23 protein-coding genes and 1 pseudogene are annotated in these 21301 nt (G+C 44.2%); 20 read left to right on the top strand and 4 right to left on the bottom strand.

What is annotated here, in order from left to right:
* Nucleotides 1-47: 47 nt before the first annotated feature.
* The 5 genes from ACO9K6_RS00410 (at nucleotide 48) to ACO9K6_RS00390 (ending at nucleotide 4934) form a co-directional block, all read left to right on the top strand.
* Complete coding sequence (locus ACO9K6_RS00410; protein WP_424765553.1) at nucleotides 48-1112, top strand: DUF4198 domain-containing protein; 1065 nt, start codon at nucleotides 48-50, stop codon at nucleotides 1110-1112.
* Between the two features lie 96 nt (nucleotides 1113-1208).
* Nucleotides 1209-3335 carry a copper resistance CopC/CopD family protein gene (locus ACO9K6_RS00405; RefSeq protein ID WP_424765552.1) on the top strand — a complete coding sequence of 709 codons (2127 nt, stop codon included), beginning with the start codon at nucleotides 1209-1211 and terminating at the stop codon, nucleotides 3333-3335.
* Between the two features lie 76 nt (nucleotides 3336-3411).
* Nucleotides 3412-4263, top strand: coding sequence for a phosphatase PAP2 family protein (locus ACO9K6_RS00400; RefSeq protein WP_424765551.1), 852 nt, complete (start codon nucleotides 3412-3414; stop codon nucleotides 4261-4263).
* Between the two features lie 120 nt (nucleotides 4264-4383).
* A complete protein-coding gene (locus ACO9K6_RS00395) occupies nucleotides 4384-4488 on the top strand; it encodes a YjcZ family sporulation protein (protein WP_424765550.1) in 105 nt (34 codons plus the stop codon).
* Nucleotides 4489-4778: 290 nt separating this feature from the next.
* Nucleotides 4779-4934, top strand: a complete 156-nt coding sequence (locus tag ACO9K6_RS00390; RefSeq protein ID WP_424765549.1) for a hypothetical protein — start codon at nucleotides 4779-4781, stop codon at nucleotides 4932-4934.
* A gap of 1223 nt (nucleotides 4935-6157) precedes the next feature.
* Here the strand turns inward: ACO9K6_RS00390 and ACO9K6_RS00385 are convergent.
* Nucleotides 6158-7222, bottom strand: coding sequence for an LLM class flavin-dependent oxidoreductase (locus tag ACO9K6_RS00385; protein WP_424765940.1), 1065 nt, complete (start codon nucleotides 7220-7222; stop codon nucleotides 6158-6160).
* Nucleotides 7223-7704: 482 nt separating this feature from the next.
* On the opposite strand from ACO9K6_RS00385, the gene ACO9K6_RS00380 reads away from it, so the two are divergent.
* From ACO9K6_RS00380 to ACO9K6_RS00365, 4 genes are all read left to right on the top strand, one after another.
* Nucleotides 7705-8007 carry a hypothetical protein gene (locus ACO9K6_RS00380; RefSeq protein WP_424765548.1) on the top strand — a complete coding sequence of 101 codons (303 nt, stop codon included), beginning with the start codon at nucleotides 7705-7707 and terminating at the stop codon, nucleotides 8005-8007.
* Between the two features lie 13 nt (nucleotides 8008-8020).
* The gene (locus tag ACO9K6_RS00375) at nucleotides 8021-8479 is read left to right on the top strand and encodes a type II toxin-antitoxin system VapC family toxin (RefSeq protein ID WP_424765547.1); all 459 of its coding nucleotides are present in this window, start codon (nucleotides 8021-8023) and stop codon (nucleotides 8477-8479) included.
* A gap of 214 nt (nucleotides 8480-8693) precedes the next feature.
* Nucleotides 8694-9014: a hypothetical protein gene (locus ACO9K6_RS00370; protein WP_424765546.1), complete on the top strand. Its 321-nt coding sequence runs from the start codon at nucleotides 8694-8696 to the stop codon at nucleotides 9012-9014.
* A 33-nt stretch (nucleotides 9015-9047) separates the two neighbouring features.
* Entirely contained in the window at nucleotides 9048-9722 is a 675-nt protein-coding gene (locus ACO9K6_RS00365; protein WP_424765545.1) for a leucine-rich repeat domain-containing protein, read from the top strand.
* A gap of 229 nt (nucleotides 9723-9951) precedes the next feature.
* Here the strand turns inward: ACO9K6_RS00365 and ACO9K6_RS00360 are convergent, their stop codons facing one another.
* The 3 genes and pseudogenes from ACO9K6_RS00360 to ACO9K6_RS00350 all read right to left on the bottom strand — a co-directional run.
* Entirely contained in the window at nucleotides 9952-10101 is a 150-nt protein-coding gene (locus tag ACO9K6_RS00360; RefSeq protein ID WP_424765544.1) for a hypothetical protein, read from the bottom strand.
* Nucleotides 10102-10408: 307 nt separating this feature from the next.
* Complete coding sequence (locus ACO9K6_RS00355; RefSeq protein WP_424765543.1) at nucleotides 10409-11311, bottom strand: aldo/keto reductase; 903 nt, start codon at nucleotides 11309-11311, stop codon at nucleotides 10409-10411.
* Nucleotides 11312-11546: 235 nt separating this feature from the next.
* A pseudogene (locus ACO9K6_RS00350) lies at nucleotides 11547-11657 on the bottom strand (DUF6262 family protein); the annotation flags it as partial.
* A 10-nt stretch (nucleotides 11658-11667) separates the two neighbouring features.
* Between ACO9K6_RS00350 and ACO9K6_RS00345 the strand changes: the two are divergent.
* The 11 genes from ACO9K6_RS00345 to ACO9K6_RS00295 all read left to right on the top strand — a co-directional run bounded on the left by ACO9K6_RS00345 (nucleotide 11668) and on the right by ACO9K6_RS00295 (nucleotide 21221).
* Nucleotides 11668-11904 carry a nucleoside-triphosphatase gene (locus ACO9K6_RS00345; RefSeq protein ID WP_424765939.1) on the top strand — a complete coding sequence of 79 codons (237 nt, stop codon included), beginning with the start codon at nucleotides 11668-11670 and terminating at the stop codon, nucleotides 11902-11904.
* 385 nt (nucleotides 11905-12289) lie between these two features.
* Nucleotides 12290-13378 carry a glycosyltransferase family 4 protein gene (locus ACO9K6_RS00340; RefSeq protein WP_424765542.1) on the top strand — a complete coding sequence of 363 codons (1089 nt, stop codon included), beginning with the start codon at nucleotides 12290-12292 and terminating at the stop codon, nucleotides 13376-13378.
* Between the two features lie 18 nt (nucleotides 13379-13396).
* On the top strand, nucleotides 13397-14125 hold the full coding sequence (locus ACO9K6_RS00335; RefSeq protein WP_424765541.1) for a YheC/YheD family protein: 729 nt from the start codon (nucleotides 13397-13399) through the stop codon (nucleotides 14123-14125).
* Between the two features lie 76 nt (nucleotides 14126-14201).
* Complete coding sequence (locus ACO9K6_RS00330) at nucleotides 14202-14879, top strand: phosphatase PAP2 family protein (protein WP_424765540.1); 678 nt, start codon at nucleotides 14202-14204, stop codon at nucleotides 14877-14879.
* Nucleotides 14880-15056: 177 nt separating this feature from the next.
* Nucleotides 15057-16520, top strand: a complete 1464-nt coding sequence (locus ACO9K6_RS00325; RefSeq protein WP_424765539.1) for a sensor histidine kinase — start codon at nucleotides 15057-15059, stop codon at nucleotides 16518-16520.
* A 5-nt stretch (nucleotides 16521-16525) separates the two neighbouring features.
* Entirely contained in the window at nucleotides 16526-17212 is a 687-nt protein-coding gene (locus ACO9K6_RS00320) for a response regulator transcription factor (protein WP_424765538.1), read from the top strand.
* Nucleotides 17213-17387: 175 nt separating this feature from the next.
* Nucleotides 17388-18215: an undecaprenyl-diphosphate phosphatase gene (gene bacA / locus ACO9K6_RS00315; RefSeq protein WP_424765537.1), complete on the top strand. Its 828-nt coding sequence runs from the start codon at nucleotides 17388-17390 to the stop codon at nucleotides 18213-18215.
* 35 nt (nucleotides 18216-18250) lie between these two features.
* Nucleotides 18251-18442, top strand: a complete 192-nt coding sequence (locus ACO9K6_RS00310; protein ID WP_424765536.1) for a hypothetical protein — start codon at nucleotides 18251-18253, stop codon at nucleotides 18440-18442.
* A gap of 165 nt (nucleotides 18443-18607) precedes the next feature.
* Nucleotides 18608-19555, top strand: a complete 948-nt coding sequence (locus ACO9K6_RS00305; RefSeq protein WP_424765535.1) for an alkaline phosphatase family protein — start codon at nucleotides 18608-18610, stop codon at nucleotides 19553-19555.
* 30 nt (nucleotides 19556-19585) lie between these two features.
* Nucleotides 19586-20788: a COG4705 family protein gene (locus ACO9K6_RS00300; protein WP_424765534.1), complete on the top strand. Its 1203-nt coding sequence runs from the start codon at nucleotides 19586-19588 to the stop codon at nucleotides 20786-20788.
* A gap of 112 nt (nucleotides 20789-20900) precedes the next feature.
* Nucleotides 20901-21221, top strand: a complete 321-nt coding sequence (locus ACO9K6_RS00295) for a hypothetical protein (RefSeq protein WP_424765533.1) — start codon at nucleotides 20901-20903, stop codon at nucleotides 21219-21221.
* Nucleotides 21222-21301 lie beyond the last annotated feature (80 nt).

Below are 21301 nucleotides of genomic sequence, written 5' to 3'. Positions count from 1 at the left end.
ATATAATTTTTCATGTTCCAATCAAAATAATGGAGGGTGAAAGATGTATGTTAAAAAAGAAACTCGCAGCAACCGTGCTCGCGGCTGTACTTACAGTCTGTATGACAACAACCGCATTGGCACATGACGGATGGTCACAGACCAACGCGCCGATTATTGGACAAGGGGAAGTCTCCTATGTGGATTTATTGTTGGGAAACCACTCTAACGGACACAAAAGCTACCGCATCGCCGGCCAGTGGAGCACTGATACATCGAAGGTATTCGTAACAACTCCCGCAGACAAAAAAGTGGATATCACGGCCACAAGATTCTATACCGGCGAAGCCGCAACGGCAACCGAACCTGCAATCAATAACGGATTTATCGCTTCGTTCTCCTCTTCCTCACCAGGCGCATACATAATTTCTGTGGAAGGCGACAGCATTTTTAAGCACGGGGAAACAGCCAGTCGAACGCTTCGAAGAGCCAAATCATTCGTCGCCGTCAGTGATATCCCGATACTCGATCGGGTCAAGACGTTAAAAGGTTTTTCGAAAGCCGTAAACATGGACCGCGCGGAACTGGTGCCGGATTTTAATCCGTCAGCCGTTACCCCGGGTGAGCAATTGAATGTCCGACTGTTGCTAAAAGGGAAGCCTCTTGCAAATACTGAGGTTTCACTGATTCGTCGGAGCAATTCGGAAGCTCAGACGTTAACGACCAATTCAGAAGGTGAGGCTGCCTTCACAACCGGTCCGGCCGATTATTACCTGCTTCGCGCAAAACCGAGCACGGACGAAAAGAAAGATGGAGAATACAGCGTAACGAACTACGAAGCGACGATGACCTTCATGGTTCAAAACGGTGCAGTGAAACTGCCATCCTCCAAAGTCAATCCGGTTCCTTATGTTTATGTGAACGGTAAGTTGGTTGATGCGCCGAGCGCTGCAATAAAGAATGGTTCGACGTATGTGAACGCTTCATTTGTTAAGCAATATTTGGACGCCTCTTACACCGGCGAAGTTTCCGTACAGCTGCGCGCCGTCTCAGAAAAGCTTGGAGCGAATATTGAGTTCTTGTCTGCAGTCGGTGGTACACGATCAGCTGTCTTAATTTATACAAGAGCTTAATAGAGTGCTAACAGAAGCCGCAGTGTATCAGCGGCTCTCTTTGTTGGAAAGGAAATGAGACGAATGACGTTACGATGCTGGAGACAGTGGCTTCTCATGGTGTTCTTTCTTTTTAGTCTGCCTGCAATCACAAATGCTCATGCCAATTTGGAACGCTCGGCACCCTTACAAGATGCGGCGCTTGAAGATACGCCGGAAGAAATCCGAATTCAATTCACGGAAGAGTTTGACACGAAACTGAGCCAGATCACCCTTGAAGATGACCAAGGAAACCTCATAAGCGGCAAGCGAAGTGCCGCTGATCCTCGTTGGTTGATCTATACCATTCCTAAATTGAATGAGGGTATCTATAAAGTAAAATGGCAGGTTCTTTCAATTGATACACACGTAACAGAAGGATCGTACCGCTTCTCCGTGAAGAAGCCGCTTGAAAAAGAAAAGCCTAATGAAACGATATCGCTAGATGGAGTAGCTCCTGCTCCCGAAGGTTCGGGTAATTCTAATCTAAAACCCGGGACAACGTCAGATTCGAAACCGGTGTCGGAACCCGTCCAACAGAACCCGCAGACAAAACCCGTAGCGGAGGCACCTTCTTCTTCCGGTCTTCGAGCATCTGCTGATTCGAAACTGCAAGCTGCAATGTCTTCTCCAAGTGATACCAAGGAAGAGAAGGATAGTTCGGCAATCGTGTCCAATCCTGAGACAGCGCCAAAAGTGGAGCCAACAAAAGAGGATAATGAGCTGGTTCCTGTAATGGAAGAAGGCGGGTCACGGCAAACGAATCAGGTGACACCATCTGAGCAACAAGAGGGAGTTGAAGCCTCGAAAAAACAAATTGAGGATAGGTCTATTTCCAATTCCAACGAGCATTCTCTCCATCACAATCACCATGGGTCCGAAGCGCATACTCGTCATCATTCCATTGATTGGATTGCAGTCGTCCAACATTTTCTGCGCATATTTGACGTGCTGGTCGTCACAAGCATCACTGGATTTCTATTTTATCGATATGCCATCTTATGGGATTCCCGCCATGACCAACTGATGTTGTTCTCGGTGCGAAATGAGCGGTTGCTTTATATTTTTGCATTCGTCGGTTTTGTCGCTTCAGGAGCATTGCATATTTGGATGCTGGTTCAACAGTTAATCGGTATTGGAACGCATACTTTTGGGGAGCTTTTCTTTACTATAGCGGGCTCCACATTGATCGGACTATCCTTGTGTTTGCGTCTTGGCTTTGTAGGTTTGATGTACGCTCTAACCTTCGTCCCGAACCGGAATGAGCGCGTTGCGTTCCCTGCAAAAATGGTTGCCGGATTAGGTCTTATCCTCATGTTTCCCCTTACTGGCCATGCTTACGGTTCTTCATCAGGCGTGTGGATTGCCGTGCTGTCTCACACTGTTCATATGACTGTTGCTGCCATCTGGTTGGGCGGGTTGTTCGGAATTTGGACTTCAGCATCTGCATGGACACGGGACGGCTTTGCAGCGCAATTTGATCATATAAATGCGCTCATACGGCGTTTTTCAGCAATTGCGCTTCCGGCGATTGTGTTGGTAGCTATAAGTGGTATAGTGCTGTCTTTAATGAGGTTGAGCACTTGGAGTGCCCTCCTTATAAGCGAATACGGTCGTTTAGTATTGGCAAAGATTTGTGTTTTAGGGGTTGTCATCATCATTGGTTTTTTTCACCGGTTCGTATTCATTCCTCGTATGTCCGCATCGGCAACCGAGATGAAGGATGTGGACTCCAACTTATTGAAAAAATTCGTACTTGGCGTACGTATGGAGGTCTTTCTAGCAGTTGTCCTTTTTATACTTGCAGGAATGCTCTCAACCATCGCCCCGCCCGAAAAAGTTATACCGTCAGAGGCGATAAACTGGCATGTGATGGGAGATAAATCGCATATGTCCTTTCGAATGAATTCCGAACGAGAGAAAGGACAGTCGTTTCGATTAGACATTTGGCTTACGACCGGCGTAGGAGCTCCAGAACACGTAAACGCACAGATAGCTAAAAAAAATAGTGAATTGTCGCTCACGATCCCATTCGAATATCGGACTGGCGGACCAGATCCTTACGGTTTTAAAGGATTCGATAAGTTTACCTATGAAGCAAATGGCAATATTGTTACCGAAAAAGGCGAATGGAACGTTTCCATAACGATTATCGATTCAACCGATCAAGTCCACCGTTATGAAAAAACGATAGCAGTTTCTTAAAACGCTATGAAAGACTGACTATTTAAACTCGATTTCACTAAATTTAATTTATTATAAATGTCTTAGGAGGATTACCATGAAAGAAAAAAAGAACAAACTATATATGACTGCTTTATTAGCCCTTACCTTTATGATCGTTTTCTCAGGATGTAACTCGTCGGAACAAGCAAATGGCGAAGTACATTCTGAACAGGAAGAGCAACAAGCTGAATCCAGTAACAGAGGTATGGGCTGGACGCACGAACATCCGGTTACACCAACAGCTGGTACTTGGAAAGCACTTGAATTCAAGGATGGCAGCTCATACAAAGTAGATACGCCACCTGCAAATGATTCTGATGAGACTAAAAAAGAATTGGAAGACTTAAAAAAATTGATTGAAAATCGCACAGCCGAAGATGTGGAATTTATAAAGCATTGGCAAAATACGGCGAGTCCAAACACACTTTGGCTGGAAATGACAGAAGAACTGATTCATAAATACGGGTTAATGGGTCCGGAATCCGCTCGGGTTCATGCTATCGTTTCAGGAGCCATTTATACTTCCCTAACAGCGACTTTCCAAGCAAAATACGAGTATTTACGTCCTAGACCAACCGATTTGGACCCATCAATTCAATTGCCAGAGGGAATGATGGTGCCTCCGCACCCTTCTTATCCTTCAGGACATACAGCAACAGCATGGACATCCGCTTACATCCTTTCTTATTTCTTCCCGAATGAAAAAGCTCAACTTGAAGAAATAGCAGATAAGGTAGCACTTTCTAGAGAACAAATGGGCATTCATTTTAAAAGCGATAACGATGCAGCCAAAGAAATAGCACAAGCAGTTACAAAAGATATAATAGAAAGCTTAAAAGCTGATAATGCTCCTGCTCAATACGCAGAAGTGAAAAACACAGGTTCGAGTCACGGAGCTGGCCATTAACTGAACGTACTATGGGCCGCTGTCAGAACGTATGACAGGCGAGTGTAACAAACACACAATCATAAAGCAGCAGTCATTCATAACTTAAAGAGTACTCTATACGTAAGGAGGTGCATTGAGATGTCTGGATATGTTGGTGGTGCCTTCAATAACACAGGTACAATTCTGGTTCTTTTTATTTTATTGGTGATTATAGCTTGTAGTTGTATGCGTTTCGGCTATTAATAAAATTGTATTCAGAATGTTTATATTCCTCCTAATACCTCTCCCAATAGGCCCGTTCTATGGGTCTTTTTTTTGTGTTTCATTAATCACGATTCTACATTTACAAGTTTTCTTTTCCTTCCGAAACTGTTCCACATGGATGGACGCCGCTTCAATTTCGAGGACGGGTATATCTTGGTAGAGTGAGGGCTAATGACATTAATGAAATATCTCCATCACAAACATCCAATCACAAAGCAACAGCCATGCATAATTTACAGAGTACTTAATACTTAGGAGGTGATTGAATAATGTTCAATAACACTGGTACGATTCTGGTGCTTTTCATATTATTAGTAATTATCGCTTGTAGTTGCGGCGTCTTCCCACGCAATGAAAGAAGAGTTGAAAGTATCAAAGAAGAAAAAGAAAACGTAGGTGGCTGCGGCTGCGGCTTAGGGTACTGAATAAACAGCTGGTTTCCACATGCATTACGCGATGCATGGACAATAAAAAATTCATTCAAATAAAGCTTCCCCAAAAGGCGCATTCCTTGAGCCTTTTGGGGGTTAATAATCGTGATATTTATCATAATCTTCCTCGGACACTGTGAACATGATGATGGGGGGTGAACTAAAATGGATGAAATGTATCATTTTTGCATGAGATATATGAATCGCAGAGTTCGCGTTCATACTCGCTGTGGACAACGCTACGAGGGCGTTATCGTTAACGTGGATAGGAACAATGTTTATTTACGGACATCGAACGGAGCCCGAATATCTGGAAAAGCTTATACATCGCAATGGTTTGGAGACGCAATTATACCTTTATCTCTGTTTACCCTTCTTGCCATAGCCTTGATCTAGGTGCAAATTGCTTCCGTCAGAGAATGGCCTAAAAGCGATCTCATAATCTTATACGGAGTTGTTCTAAGTGATTACTCCTTAGTGTGATGTTTGACCTACAACAACAGTCTATGGGAAAGCACTTAAGGTGCACACGGCTCTTGCCTATAATTCCTTAATTAATCAAAAATCCAAATAGACCACGAAACGGCACTTCTACCCGATCGCGGTCTATTTGGGGTTGTGCAAGGAGGGGAGAAAACCTTAAATCCCCCATCTGAATATATATGTCTAGGCAGATAGTTAAGAACTTCGTCAAAACACCTAAAAATAAAAATTAGATATGTAGGTTTGACGCGTGAATGCGGAATTTTTCGGCATTCACGCGGCCTGCGGGGGCTCGTGGCGCCTCGAGTGCTGTATCCGGAGGAGTGCTATTCGGTCACCTTTTCTGCAGTTGTTACGAATAATTCCAAACTAGGGCTAAAATAGCATACGTGTACGTTGATAAGCTTGTCTCTTGGAATAGGATGATATTCATCGAGAAATTAGCTTTAATGAATGAAGTCCTAATCCGAGAGGGGCAACACTATGGCTGCATTCGGCAACATCAAGGTGCGTGTCAAAGTGAGAACAACAACTTAGCCGCATTCGATGTTCTGCGGGTCGCCAATACAGTTCTCCACTACTAAGAAGAAGTGACGGTTGAGGTAAAAAAAGGGTCCGAGCCAGGGTTTTGCACCTTGGTTCGGACCCTTTGTTGTGTGATGGACGGCATAACCGGCTCACACGCGCTGCGAACGCCTCGTGAATGCCGATAAAATCGGCATTCACAGCCAAGCTCACCCTTGCACGGCCCCGCGAGCAAGCTCTTTGTGGACGATCGGCGCGACCTTCGTGCCGAGTAACTCGATGGTGCGCAGCAATTTGTGGTGCGGCATCGTACTGACGTCCACGTGCAGGAGGAAGCGCGTTAGGCCCAGGTTCTTGCGCAGCAGCACGATCTTCTCCGCGACATACTCGGGATCGCCGACGTAGAGCGCTCCGCGAAGGCTGCGGGCGGCGTCGAACGAGTCGCGGGTGTATGGCGGCCAGCCGCGCTCGCGCCCTATGGTGTTCATCTGTGCTGCCGTCGATGGGTAGAACAAGTTGGCGGCCTTCTCGGTCGTATCCGATATGAAGCCGTGCGAATGCGTCGCGATCTGCAGCTTGCTTACGTCGTGTCCGGCCTTCGCGGCCGCTTCCTTATAGAGGTTGACTAGAGGAGCGAATCTCTCCGGCATGCCGCCAATGATCGCAAAAACGACCGGCAACCCTAGCATGCCGGCACGAATCGCGGAGTCCGGATTGCCGCCGGTTCCGATCCATACGGGCAGCGGCTCCTGTACGGATCGCGGATAGACGCCCAGGTTGTCAATGGCAGGGCGATGGCCGCCGCGCCAGCTTACTTTCTCCGATTCGCGGATCGCGAGCAGAAGCTCCAGCTTTTCCTCGAATAGTCTGTCGTAGTCGGTCAAGTCGTATCCAAACAATGGAAAAGATTCGATAAACGAGCCACGGCCCGCCATAATTTCCGCCCGTCCGTTGGACAGGCCATCCAAGGTGGAGAAGGCTTGGTACACGCGAACCGGATCATCCGACGACAACACGGTTACGGCGCTCGAGAGCCGGATTCGTTTGGTCGTGGAAGCGGCAGCGGCCAGAATAACGGCTGGCGCCGAGCTCGCGTAATCCGCGCGATGATGTTCGCCGATCGCATAGACGTCCAGACCGACTTGCTCGGCCAGATTAATCTCCTCTACCGCTTGTCGAAGCCGTTCGGCGTGCGAGACGCCGCCGGATCTCGGAGCAGCCTCGAGGAATGTGCTTAGTCCTATTTCGATTGAAGAAGTCGTAAGATCAGACATAATGATTTGCTCCCTTCTAAATACGCTTATTATACTTTTTATTTTATTGTATCTCAACAAAAGTAAGAAATAAATTAGTCTGAGCTGCGTAAATCGCCATGTACCCAGCGCGTGCGTCCATAGACGTGAACATGTTCTACTACGACTTGCAGTAAAGACATCTTTACGATTCCAACGAGACGACTCCTTCCACCGTTAATGCATACGGTAAGATATCGGCTCACATCGATTTACGGCCGTTACAAAGGTCGTTATTTTCAAAGTCAAGACATTATTAAGAATATTTGTTCGCATACAAATAGAGCACCAACTTAAAAGGATGGTGCAAGGATGGCGAAAAAATTAGAGAGTTTAAAAAAATAGCGTATGACGTCCATCAGTTTGATGGAAGCCAGAAGCTGGCTTTCCACCCGACATTACCCCCTGAAATCGACAAAATTCGCCGAATCTTTATAAAAGTTATACATAAGGAGTGAATCGCGATGGTGAATAATTACAAACGCTTCATTCAAAATCAATTCGAAAAAGCGAGGTCTACCGCTTCCGAATTCATTTCTTCAAGAAGTGAAGAACAAGATGAAGGCACTATAGAACTCAATCCGCAATATTATGTTGAGTTGAAAGCAATCGCCGATATGCAGCATACGACCGTGCAAACGATCGTCAATGGTATCATTGTCCAATACTTGGCAAGCAGCCCATACGAAGCAACCCCCATCTCAGTGGATAAAAAGGAAGATAACCCGCTTCTGTATTTGGATGGTATTTGCAAACTAGAGGATTAAGGAGTGCTGACATATGGATAACCACTTGAACATTCAGGATACAATTTTTCTCGATGAAACAGCTTTAGCCGCTTTAATGAACCCTGATGACCCTCGCTATGTGAAAGCCCGTTCCCTGTTTCTGGATTTGCATGATCTTGAACGTAATTACGTGACGACCAACTCCATTATATTTGATCTTCACGAATGGCTTCGCAATGAATACAGCTATCAGCAGGCGGAATATTTTCTGAATGCAATTGATAAGGCAGTGAGTAAAGGCAAGCTGGAGGTCATCTCCAGCGGCCCCGAATTTGAGAGGGAATCTCGCAGACTGCTTATGGAAAGGCCCGAGCTCCGTTTCTCGCTTAGCGAAGCATTCACTGCTGTGACCATGTCCTATTATCAGGTAAAACGCATCTTTACTTTCAATCGGAATTACATGATGCTTGCCAATTTAGATAAGGATATTCGAATTATTCCATCCAATTAAAAGACTTTAAACAAATACAGCCTGCCCTCTTGAGAGGCGGCTGTATTTGTTTCGTTGCAAAGCCGTAAATTGCTTTTTCCGTCGCTATTTCATTTCAGGAGTAGTTTAGAATAGAAGGGAAGAATTGAACATAAAACGGGCAGGATAGCTCCAAATTGTGGTATCATGCCAAAAGGAATATTATGAACTTCGAATGGGAATGGAGACTTATGGGATGAGAATGTATACAGACCCTAAAGGCGAAGCTTACAAGCAGGTAATAGATTTGGCGATACGGAACTCGGAATGTTTTGTGCTCGGGGAGAAAATTCCGGCTGATGTGGTACGGGGCCATTACACAAGTATATTTGAAGCGTTGGAACCTTATCTGATGAAGACAATCGTAATCCAAGACGATAATATGGATGAAGTTACACAAATAAGAAATACCTATCGCAGTCATGCCTTTTATACCGCGGGAACCTACAATTTATATAGATGCTGCGAAGAAAGCGGGAACCTATTGAAGCAAATGGCTAACCGCCTGTCGGATTAGATTTATCCTAGCCTGCCGGAAGACTTGTGTTTCTTGAAAGAAGGTGGCGGAGACTACCTTTACTCGGTTGTGCATGAACATATGTATGGTATGGAAGTAACTGAGGAAGAAGCAATCGAACTGATGGATCAAATTACAGGGCTTTTTTTGGAATTAAAGGCTCACCGGGACCTGGATCGTCTACTAGATGATGCCATTAAGCATAAAACCGACTGGCTGTATATAAGTGGACATGGGCTGACAGAGCTGCCTGAGCGAATCCGGGAGCTTACAGAGTTGCGTGATCTAGAAATTTTTGAACAGGATCTTTATCGTCTACCCGAAGGCTTGTTCGAGCTAAGCAAGCTTGAACGCTTGAAAATCCTGACGGCTGATTTAGAGAGTATCCCCGCATCCATCGCCAGACTGAAGAACCTGAAAGAGCTTTGCATCTATTGTGGGAGCTCGGATCGGCCAACTCTCGGGTATCAGATCAAGCCACAGGAAGAGATCAGCCTAAACCGCATCCCACCGGAGATTGGAGAGCTGGAACAACTGGAGCAGCTTACGATTCAATACACCTCGATTCATGAGCTACCGCTCGAGTTAGAGAAGCTGAAGTACCTGCGATTCTTGGACTTAGGAATGTGTATGATTAATCGGAAGCCTGATTTTCTATATGGTATGAAGCAACTGAAATATATTAATGTGTCACAGGATTCGTTATGAGGAACGACGCAGGCAATGATATAGGTGTTGCTTTTAAGGGCCAAGGGGCTCCGTTTTAACGAAAGGGGAGAGCAGTGGTTAATGTGTAGTCTTTTACAAAAAACCTAAACAAATGGCGATATCAGTTGTTTTTTCATTTGTTGTTGCGTTTATTATTGAACAAATAAGTCCCGAATTGGACAAAAGCATATATCCATGGCCGAAATGAAGGAACATCATAGCGCTCAGGTTATTGGCTGGATAATGAAAGTACTAACGAAGGAGGAATGACGTTCGGAGCAGCTGCGGTTGATGGACGTCGGCGTGCGGCGGCCAGACGACGATCCGGAACGACATTATGCTCTGTTCCCGCCTGCGCTCTGACTTCAGTCAATTGCATAGGCTACATTCTCCGTTATTACCGCTGAAGCTGTCAAAGTTGAAATATTGAGATTACGTGAGAAAACAGGAGAAAACATTACTTTATAGTGGGAGGAATACATATTAAATATGACTAATATGTATCCCTCCTTTACTTCTTTTTCAACAATCGCGCCCTTTAATTGAAGATCGTCCAGCAATAGTTTTAGCTGAATAGAACAAAAGATATTGCTCATAAGCTATCCATTACTTCAATAAAAAATGTCGTACTGCCGTGTCTCAAATCATTCGAGTCATAATAATGTTTGCAAGGGGTTTTGACACTCTCACCATAAGTTGTAGCCTGCTTCTATGAGGATTTTATACCATTGTTCTCTTGTCATCTGCATACCCCCTAGAGAATGTATTGCTCGCTTTATACGCTCTCTATTTCCAGTTCCTAATACTATTATAGGATCTGATGAATGCATAAGAAGCCACTTATAAATAACTTCATCAATCTCCTCTAGGTGAAGTTCTTGCCTAATACCTTCTAATACATTCTTCATGTTCTCTTCTAAGGCATTAGTAGGATTGAAAATTCTCCCCCCTGCTAATGGTGACCAAAACATCGGATGAATTCCTTCCTTTAAACAATGGGTCATTGTCCCATTCTTATAATTTTCAATTCCCAAAGGATGCAACATAAATTGATGTGTAACAAATTTTACATCCGCATATTTTTGTAGTGTATCGAATTCCAATGGATTATGGTTTGATAGCCCAAAGTATCTAACCTTTCCTTTATCTCTTAATTCATTAAGCGTATCATTTAATTCTTTCGGATTAACTAGCAAGTCATGCATATGAATGAGTAATAAATCAATGTAATCACAGTTTAGTTTTTCAATTGATTTGTTAACCTGATTTATTATGTACTCCCTATCAGTATTGAAGTATCTCGTTTTTATATTAGGGTTTTCATCATTACGAACACATATTGAACATTTTGTGATAATTTCCATTTCATTTCTTAACTGGGGTTTAATTTTAAGAATTTCACCGAATAGAGCTTCGTTATGGTGATTGCCACCATAAATGTCAGCATGATCAAATGTAGTAATCCCTTGCTCAATACACCATTCAACAAATTCTACACTTTGTTCTATACTGAAATTCCATTCATTCATTCGCATACATCCGATAACTAATTTTGATATTGAAAAATTGTCCTGTAACTTTACTCTCACAATTAGATACCTCCATACATTTTTTTATCAGTGATATTGAAAAATTACTAGAAAACAGAATAAAAAGCTTTAGTTCTCCATCATTTTTAAATATAACAGAATGTTCAGAGGTAATATTTCAATATTTTTGTTTTGGATATTTAAAATCTTCAGGGTTGAAATCTGTTGCAAAAATCGGCAATTCTTCATCAACAATCTGGCCCTTTAATTGAAGAAAGGAGGGAACGATGTTCCCTCAGATTTTTTTACAAACCTCTGCGTACGCGACTTTCAATTGTTCTCGAAGCTGCTTGTTTTCCTCTTCTACCTTCTTGATTCTTCATCTTAATGACTCAATGTAAGCATCAACTGAAGAAATACGCAAATCTACAAATCGTACTGGATTTAATTGCATCACCCTTAAAGGTGAGACTGTATGTATAGCAAGTGTTAATAGTGAAAGTTCAGTTCGAGTAGGGAGATACGGTGTTGACATAGATGCTTTTGAAAATATTGCTTTAAAGGCCGTGAAACTATCGTTATATACAAAAAAGATTACAGTTATCGATAAATCGGCTTCATGCAAATGTTATCCGCACCATTTGAAACAGTGATTCATGAAGTAATTTCGAGTTCTAAACACAGTACTTTAGGGACAATTTGTGTGGACAGTCATCCGAGCATTGACAAGATAAAGGAAACTATCTGGGATAAGACTTTATCATCAGAGTGAAAAGAATCGCGAGGTGATAACAGAATGAATAACAAATGATATCCATAAATTCTTGTAAGAGGTTGGAGGACGAGGAGATGGTTCCAAAACATATCGTTTCTGCGGCAACGATTGTGCTTAATGAAAGTAACATCGCGTGGGGAGGCTTCAGGTATTTCCCATGGGCAAGTTATTAAATTCTTCTCCTGTCTATAGTTGCCTAGCAACAATAATCGAGAGATGAATAGTTTGGATTACAACTTACATTATAGGAAAGGGAGAATGGAATGAAACTTCTTATAATTGCACCTGAGCAAATTCCTGTGCCGCCTCCAATTGGAGGTTCTGTAGAGAACTGTATCTATCAAATTACCAAGCAAATTTCGCGCGAACATCAGATCACAATTGTCAGTCTCTTACGAAAGAATCTTCCCCGTAAATCGATCATGAATAATGTGACCATTCTACGCGTTCCCGGAGGGTCAAAACAGTTTTATTTAAAAAATGCGATCCGAGCGGCCAAGGGTAAGTCTTACGATATCATCCAAATCGACAACAGACCGAGTTTTGCCGGGGCAGTTCGAAAAGCATTTCCAACTACGCCAATCTCCATCTTCATGCACTCAATGACTTTCGTATCCAGCCCGATGACAACAATTAAGAAAGCGAACGAGGACTTTAAGCATGTCAATTTAATTATTGGAAATAGCAAATCGCTGCAACTATCGTTGAATAACCGGTTTCCCGCACACAAAGATAAAATCAAATTTGTGCATCTAGGTGTGGATACATCCAAATTCAGGCCACGAGGTAACCCAACTTCTAAGCCGTTCCACCTTCTTTTCGCAGGTCGGCTTATTCCCAGAAAGGGCGTTCCTACTTTACTAAAAGCTGTTCAATTAGCTCGGAAATCCATTCCCTCTCTCCGATTATCAGTGGCTGGAGGAACTGGGAAGCCTGCCTACAAAGCGTTTTTAAAGCAGACGGCACGCAACCTAAAGATACCTGTTCAGTTCAAGGGTAATTTATCTCGCAAGCAAATGCCGGGGTTCTATCGATCGGGCAATTGTTTCGTGTGTCCTTCGCAAAAACATGAAGCTTTTGGCTTGGTCAATGTAGAAGCGATGTCTAGCGGTTTACCAGTCATTGCCTCCAAAAATGGTGGCATTCCAGAAATCGTTCAGCATGGGCGAAATGGTCTTCTCGTTCAAAAATACCGGCAACCTTCGGCGTTTGCGCACCAAATTGTCAAACTAGCAAAAGATTCGCATCTTTATGCCCGCTTAGCAAGGCAAGCTAGGAATGACGCATTGAATCGATTTAGTTGGCGTCAGACTGCAAGGAAATTAATAGGAATCTATAAAGATAGCATCTAGAAAAGGAGACAACAAGTGGTGCGCTACGTAGGGAGTAAATGGAGAAAGACCGCTGTTATCCAAAATAATGCATTTTTATCTCAATATGTCCCTGAAACTTTGCGAATGACACGATCGACTTTGCTTCGTCTTTTAACTCGGTATAAAATGGTGTATATCAAACCGGAGTTCGGTTCATTTGGTAATGGCGTTATGCGGGTAGATCGAGCGGGGAACGGCTTCCGATACCAGCTTGGCCAGAAGATTCGAACCTTTAACGCGTATGATTCTCTCTACAGATCCATCCTGAGTCAAACAAATGGGAAAAGGTATCTCGTTCAAAAGGGAATTCAACTGTTGGAATTTGAAGGAAGTAAATTTGATATCCGGGTGATGGTTCAATATTCGCCAAACAGAACCTGGGAAACGACCGGAATTATAGGCAGGGTAGCCGCTAAAAATAAAATCGTTACCAACTATCACAGCGGCGGAAAGATCGTTGTGGCGAGCCGATTATTACGAAACCATACGGGTCAAGTGAAATCGAAGCTATATACGCTATCGAAGCTAGGTGTTCAGACAGGAAAAGTAATGAAGAATGCGTTCCCTGGCGTACGCGTGATCGGGCTCGATATAGCGATGGATGAAACGATGCATCCATGGATACTCGAAGTGAATACCTGCCCAGATCCCTACATTTTCAAAAAGCACCCAGATTCGAACGTTTTTAAGAAAATTATGCGGTATGCAAAAGCCTATCCGAACTAATACTGTGAGGGAGTCGTCCTTAATTTGGATGACTCTCTTTTTAAATTCTGTCTAACTGACAAAGGGAGGAATTCGTGTGGGATTTTTGAAAACTGTGATGTTTCGTTCGGTTGTAAGTGTGATCCTTATGTTGTGTTTATTTGCAGGATTAGCCGTCATGATTAGCCGGCACCGGGTGGCTCTCTTTGATAACCAAATTGTAGATGTTATTCGAAGTCTTAACTCCCCTAATGTGACTGTTGTCATGAAGGGGTTCACGACCGCGGGCTCCGGGGTCTATGTGACGATTATTACGATACTCATCGTACTGACGCTTGTCATAATCGGTTATCGAAGGGAAATGATTTTTTTCGTTGGTGTCATCCTCTGCTCGAGTTTACTAAATTATTTGCTCAAACAGATTTTCCATCGAGCAAGGCCGGACATTCATCGGATCATTAATGCTGCGGGGTACAGCTTTCCAAGTGGTCATTCAATGTCCGCGTTCACTCTATACAGTCTAACCATATACTTTCTTTGGAAACATGCACGTCGTGCTTGGACTCGGATCGCGATCGTAATTATCGGGTTGACGATGATCCTTATGATCGGTATAAGCCGGATCTATCTCGGCGTCCACTATCCGAGTGACATCATCGGAGGATATTTAATAAGTGGAGCTTGGCTGGTAGCAAGCATCAGTTGGTATGAGCATTATTTGGAGGAGAGGTGGAGGTCAAAGAAGTTCCGTTCCCGCAGGACGAGCCTCCATTGAAGTTAAGAGAAATTTAAGACTTAGTTTATCAATAGTTTAGAAGCTTTGCTTATTCTGGGTATGCAGTTATTCATACGAAGGAGGCAGATCCATTTGGCCGGACTCGTCTTGTTTTTCTCGCTCGGATATCTTATGTTTGATCGCAAAGAAGCTTAAGATCGGAGGAGAATTTCTGACATGTCCATTCGTTTGAAATTGCTGCTTTCATATGCAGCGATGTTGTTCATTCCGCTTGTTTCTATTTTACTTATAAGTTTGCTCATGATTATGTTCTTCCGTGGAGATCTTCAAAATATGAAGGGGATTTACGAATCCACTGAAGACCGGTTTGACCACAACGATGTCGAGCATATTGCGAAAGAAATCAAACGGTCTGTTCAGCGTCAGCCTGACTTGTTAAAGGACCAGGTCTATCTTGACGATTTGACGATGGAGCTTCAGCGCAAAAATTCAAGTTTCGCGGTCCGTGTGAACGAATCAATCGTGTATCGTTCTCCGGGAATCCAACAAACGCTGGATTTGACTAACTTACCACCGTTCAAAGGGAAGGATGCGTTCAGCCAACTACCGCTTAAAAAGATCGGCAATGAGAATTTCGTAATTTTGCAGTTCGACTTCGATTACCGGAATGGTGAGCGAGGTACGGTCTTCATAATCTCCCAAATTGATCCCATCATTTATTTCATCCGTAAATATTTCCCGACCCTGTTCTTTGCGTTGCTTTGCGTGCTGGTCTTGACGCATATCTTCTTGACCACGTTCATGTCCAAAAACATCATACGTCCACTCCAAGCGCTTCGGAATGCGGCGCGAGAAATTAAGGAAGGCAACTATGACTTCAAGCTTCATGTCTCTGGGAGGGATGAGATCGGGCAATTAGGCATTGCATTTGAAGAAATGCGCTCACGGTTGCAACAATCTATTCGTGTGCAATTGCAGTATGAGAAGAATCGTAAAGAGCTAATTGCGAATATCTCGCATGATCTCCGAACGCCGCTGACGGCCATCCGCGGCTATGTTGACGGTATCATGGACGGGATTGCGGATACGCCGGAGAAAAGCGCGAAATACATGCGGACTATTGCCGTCAAAGCGGATGAGATGGATAACCTGATTGAGGAGCTATTCTTATATTCTAAACTGGACTTGGACCGTCAGCCGTTTCAGTTCGAACTTGTGAATTTAGATTCATTCCTCCAAGACTGGGCGGAAGAGCTGCAATTCGAGCTCGGGAAGAAGGCGATTATGTTCAATGCTGATATTCGACTAAACTCGGAGATCATCGTTTCGTTGGATCGAGATCATTTCAAGCGAGTGCTTGGCAATATTGTTCAAAACAGCGTTAGGTTTATAGATAAAAGCGATCCTGAAATTCATTTGAACGCTTATCGTAAAGGTGGAGAGGCGGTTATTGAAATCGCGGATAACGGCATTGGGATCGATTCGGGAGCGTTGCCGCATATTTTCGAACGTTTTTATCGAGCGGACGAATCGCGCAATGCGCATACGGGCGGCAGCGGCTTGGGTCTTGCCATTGCAAAGCAAATTATGGATGGGCATGATGGAATTATTACAGCTTCCAGTGAACCTGGGATCGGCACGACGATCGAGCTTAGACTTCCCATCTCGATAAAGGACTGATACAAGTGAAAATCATTCTTTTGATTGAAGACGACGTAACAATATCGGAGCTGCAAAGAGATTATTTGGAGATTAACGGTTATAAAGTCGATATGGCTTTCGACGGTGAAGCAGGTCTGCAAAAGAGTTTAGCGGGGTTATATGATCTAATTATTCTCGATCTGATGCTGCCGAAGATGAACGGTTTCGAGGTATGCAGGAAAATTCGGGAGAAAAAGAATATACCAATTCTGATGGTGACTTCAAGGCGAGAGGATATCGATATGATTCGAGGTCTTGGCCTCGGCGCAGATGATTACATTACGAAGCCGTTCAAGCCGGCAGAGCTCGTCGCCAGGGTCAAGGCGCATCTGGCGAGATATGACCGTTTGGTAGGAACACCGGAGACGAAAAATGATATTCACATTCGCGGTTTGTGCATCGATCCGGACACACGCAAAGTGTTCGTAAACGAAAGAGAAGCTTTGTTGACAACGAGAGAGTTCGATCTGCTCTATTTTCTTGCCAGACATCCGGACCGGGTATTCAGCAAGGGTCACTTGTTCGAGAAAATATGGGGGATCGACGCACTCGGCGATTTGCAAACAGTAACCGTTCATATTCGCAAAATCCGTGAAAAAATCGAAGCCGATTCCGCCAATCCGATGTATATCGAGACGGTGTGGGGTACCGGGTACCGCTTTAAAGGATAAGTCAAAGCCTGATTGATTACGAATCAGGCCTTTTCTTTTTGTTCGAAGAAATGAACCTTTAATGGCATTTAATAAAATGTTAAGAAACGCTTCACCACTGGTTAAGGATTACGTTTTACAGTAGGTATTGCTATTCATTGGTGTCCAAAAAAGCTAAAGGAGTGTGTACCCGTTCATGCAAGATATCTTCACCGCCATCATCCAAGGCATTGTAGAAGGCTTGACGGAGTTTCTGCCTGTCTCCTCGACGGGCCATCTGATTCTGAGCGGCAAGCTGCTCGGTTTCTCCGGCGATAAGGCGGACACGTTCGAAATCATTATTCAGCTCGGTGCCATTTTAGCAGTTGCCGTCATTTATTGGCGGCGGATATTGAACCTGCTTGATTTCGCAACCTTAAAGCCGGACGCCAAAGGGAGGTACCCCGATCCGGCGCAGAAACTGAACCTGATTCATGTCATCTTGGCTTGCTTGCCCGCCATGGTACTGGGATTGGTTCTGCATTCGTTCATCAAGTCGTATTTGTTCTCGCCCTATACGGTGTTGGTGGGCTTGGTACTGGGCGGCGTTTTCATGTTATTCGGACAAAGGAAACAAGTGAAGGTTGAGGCCGAAGCCATGGATCAACTCTCTTATAGACAAGTGTTGATGATCGGATTATTTCAATGCCTGGCGCTGTGGCCGGGGTTTTCTCGCTCCGGAGCTACGATCGCAGGCGGGTTATTGACAGGAGTCAGTTACCGCGCAGCGACGAACTTCTCCTTCTTGATTGCGATTCCGATGATGGTGGCCGCAAGCGGCTATGAGCTGCTTAAGAGCTACGATACGTTGACAGCTTCAGACGCGGGATTTTTTGCGACCGGCTTCATCGTCTCTTTCGTCGTAGCTCTGCTGGCTGTCATCACTTTTTTAAAGCTGTTGGAACGACTGAAGTTAGCCCCGTTTGCCTATTACCGATTCGTGCTCGCGGCTGTATTCTTGGCCTATCTATTGATGACAGCATAATGGGGGAAGCTTCAAGAAGGAAAGGAGGCTGCAAATTGCACCAGATCGTGGAATGGTTTTCAAGCAATGCTGTTCAAATGATCGACGCATTGGGACTGGCTGGGATATTCGTCGGCATGGTACTTGAAAGCGCCTGTATTCCCATCTCGAGCGAAGTGATCCTCTTGAGTGGGGGTGCTGCGGCGGCTAGCGGAACGATGACCTTCTCGGAAGTCGTCGACCGGTAACATTCGTATTGACAATTCTTATCGTTATCTTGGTGGTCTTTCGAGGCGGAACGTCAGCGAGTTTCGAAAAACTAGATGCTGATGCAGAATGGGCCAACGAATATTAAACAGGATCAGACTGCTGGTTGTGAATCGGCAGACTATTTCCCGTGAGGATATTCGATCATGAATAAACTTGAAGGGAACAATATGTACTTACAAACGGGTCGTTCAAAATGGATGGGTTTACTGTTTCTGCTTGTGATAACCATCGGAACAGGCTGTGGTTTATCAGCACAGCCGCACTTGGAGGCAATTCCGGAGATAACGCAAACATCGGAGTCGTCCACGGCTGATTTGCTGCTGGCTTCCTCAAAGTTTCCTGAGATCGCGGTGGATCATATTGTCATTGTCGTGGAGGAAAATCATTCGTATAACCAAATCATCGGCAGTTCCAATGCGCCATACATGAACGCGTTACTTCGCCAAGGGGCCTTGTTTACGAATGCCTATGCGATTACCCATCCGAGTCAGCCGAATTATCTCGCACTGTTTTCCGGATCTATGCAAGGGGTGAAGGATGATTCTTGTAACAAGCCGTTCAAGACCGACAACTTAGGTGTTGAATTATTGAAATCGAATTTGACCTTTACAGGGTACTCTGAAGATATGCCAAAGGCTGGATTCACGGGTTGTTGGTCAGGGGGATATGGGCGAAAGCATAATCCATGGGTACAATTTACGAACATTCCCGCTAAACTGAATCAGCCATTCTCGGCCTTCCCAAAGGATTTCACGAAGCTGCCGACTGTTTCTTTCGTCATTCCAAATCATCAAAACGATATGCATGACGGGACGGTGAAAGAAGCGGATGATTGGTTAAAAAAGAACATCGATTCATACGCGGCGTGGGCAAAGACGCATCACAGCTTGCTGATCCTCACATGGGATGAAGACGATAATTCGAAAAAGAATCATATTCCCGTTATCATGGCAGGCTCGATGATAAAGCCGGGAAAATATACGCAGAAGATCAACCATTATAATCTGCTGCGAACGATTGAGGATCTGTACGGTCTCCCACGTTTGGGCGCGAGTCGCAGCGCAGCACCGATTAGCCAAGTGTGGAAGTGAGAATTATACCTGTATGAAAGGAGAATCGAAATGTTAACAGATGAAAAAAAACTGAATTTATTTAGTAAGGTTCCGGAAGTTACGATTTTTTTCTGGATCATTAAGGTGCTATGCACAACGGTGGGGGAAACATTTTCGGATTTCTTAAATGTTAACCTTGGATTGGGTTTAACGTTCACGACCGTCATTATGGGAATTGCATTCATCCTTGTATTGTTCCTTCAATTCAAGGCAGCAAAATATGTGCCAAGTTTATATTGGCTCACCGTGGTGCTGATCAGTGTATTCGGAACGCTGATCACAGATAATTTGACAGACGGAATCGGGGTACCGCTTGAGACGAGTACGATTTTGTTCAGCGCGCTGCTGGGGATAACGTTTCTATTGTGGTATCTCAGCGAAAAGACGCTTTCCATTCACTCGATTTATACCGCGAGGAGAGAAGTGTTCTACTGGCTTACAATTCTGTTCACGTTTGCACTTGGAACGGCCGTTGGTGATTTATTCTCCGAACAACTTGGTCTGGGGTATTTGAAGACAGGCATTACTGTCGTCATTGTCATCGCCTGCATAATCATTGCTTGGAAATACAAGCTCAATGAGATACTTGCGTTTTGGATCGCCTATATCCTAACGCGGCCGCTTGGGGCTTCATTAGGCGATTACTTATCCCAATCCAAGAAAAATGGCGGTTTGGAATTAGGAGCAACCATAACAAGTGTCATTTTTCTCTTAGCGATTTTGGCGATTATTGTTTTCCTTGTCGTATCCAAAATCGATATCGTTTCTAAAAGCGAAGCAGTAACTCCGAACCCAATAAATGCGAAGCAGAAAAGCATCGGGGTACAAACTGCGGTGGTTTTAAGCTTGTTCCTCTTGCTCGTCATTGGCGGATACGTTTGGTGCAATCAATATCTTGTGCCGCAAATCGATTCTTCCCAAACGACATTGGCCGGTCAGGTAGGTGATTTTATTACCCTTGAGAATGACATGCTGAACGCTGTAAACGCAAAGGACTTTGCTACGGCAAAATCGAAGGCCAACGACTTGGAGCATAATTGGGATGTTTCAGAGCCTAAGCTCAGGAAAATTGACCGTAAGACGTGGACTCAAATCGATGGAACGATCGACGATGTACTAGCAGCAGTCCGTTCAAAAAATCCGGATATAAGCAAATCTAAATCGGCATTGGACGAATCGCTTATCATCTTAAATGAGGCAAACAAAAAGTAACTTTTTACAGCGTTCTCTCATTTGATTCTAATGTATTTCTCCTCGAATTCTCAGGTCCGTCGTATATATTGAACTTGTACGAAATTGGATCCAAGATGAGGAGGAGAAGTAAATGGCATTTAAACGCAGAACTGGAGTTGCAGCTCTTGCTGCCGCACTCGTCATTGGCGGATTGGCTGGTGCAGCATTGCTGCCATCCGCAAAGGCGGACCCGTCCGTGACATCATCCAAAGTGGTTAATGACAATGATCAAGAAACGAACGATGATCAGCCTTCAACGGCAGTAGATACGGACAAAGAAGTCAATGACGATCAACAATTTGGAAGTGTCGATTCGGACACTGAGATTGACGACGATCAGCAGCAGAGTGATACGGATCTAGAAGTGAATGATGATAATACGACGAATTCTGGTGCATCCGAAACGCCTTAAAACATGAATACTGCCATTGTGTATAAGAAAACCTAAGCAAAGGAGCTTAGGTTTTTCTTACGTATATAACGCAGCCGATA

Origin of the sequence: Paenibacillus praedii, from assembly GCF_049725345.1 — a bacterium.
Classification (GTDB): domain Bacteria; phylum Bacillota; class Bacilli; order Paenibacillales; family Paenibacillaceae; genus Pristimantibacillus.
This window is presented reverse-complemented; position numbering and strand designations above follow the sequence as displayed.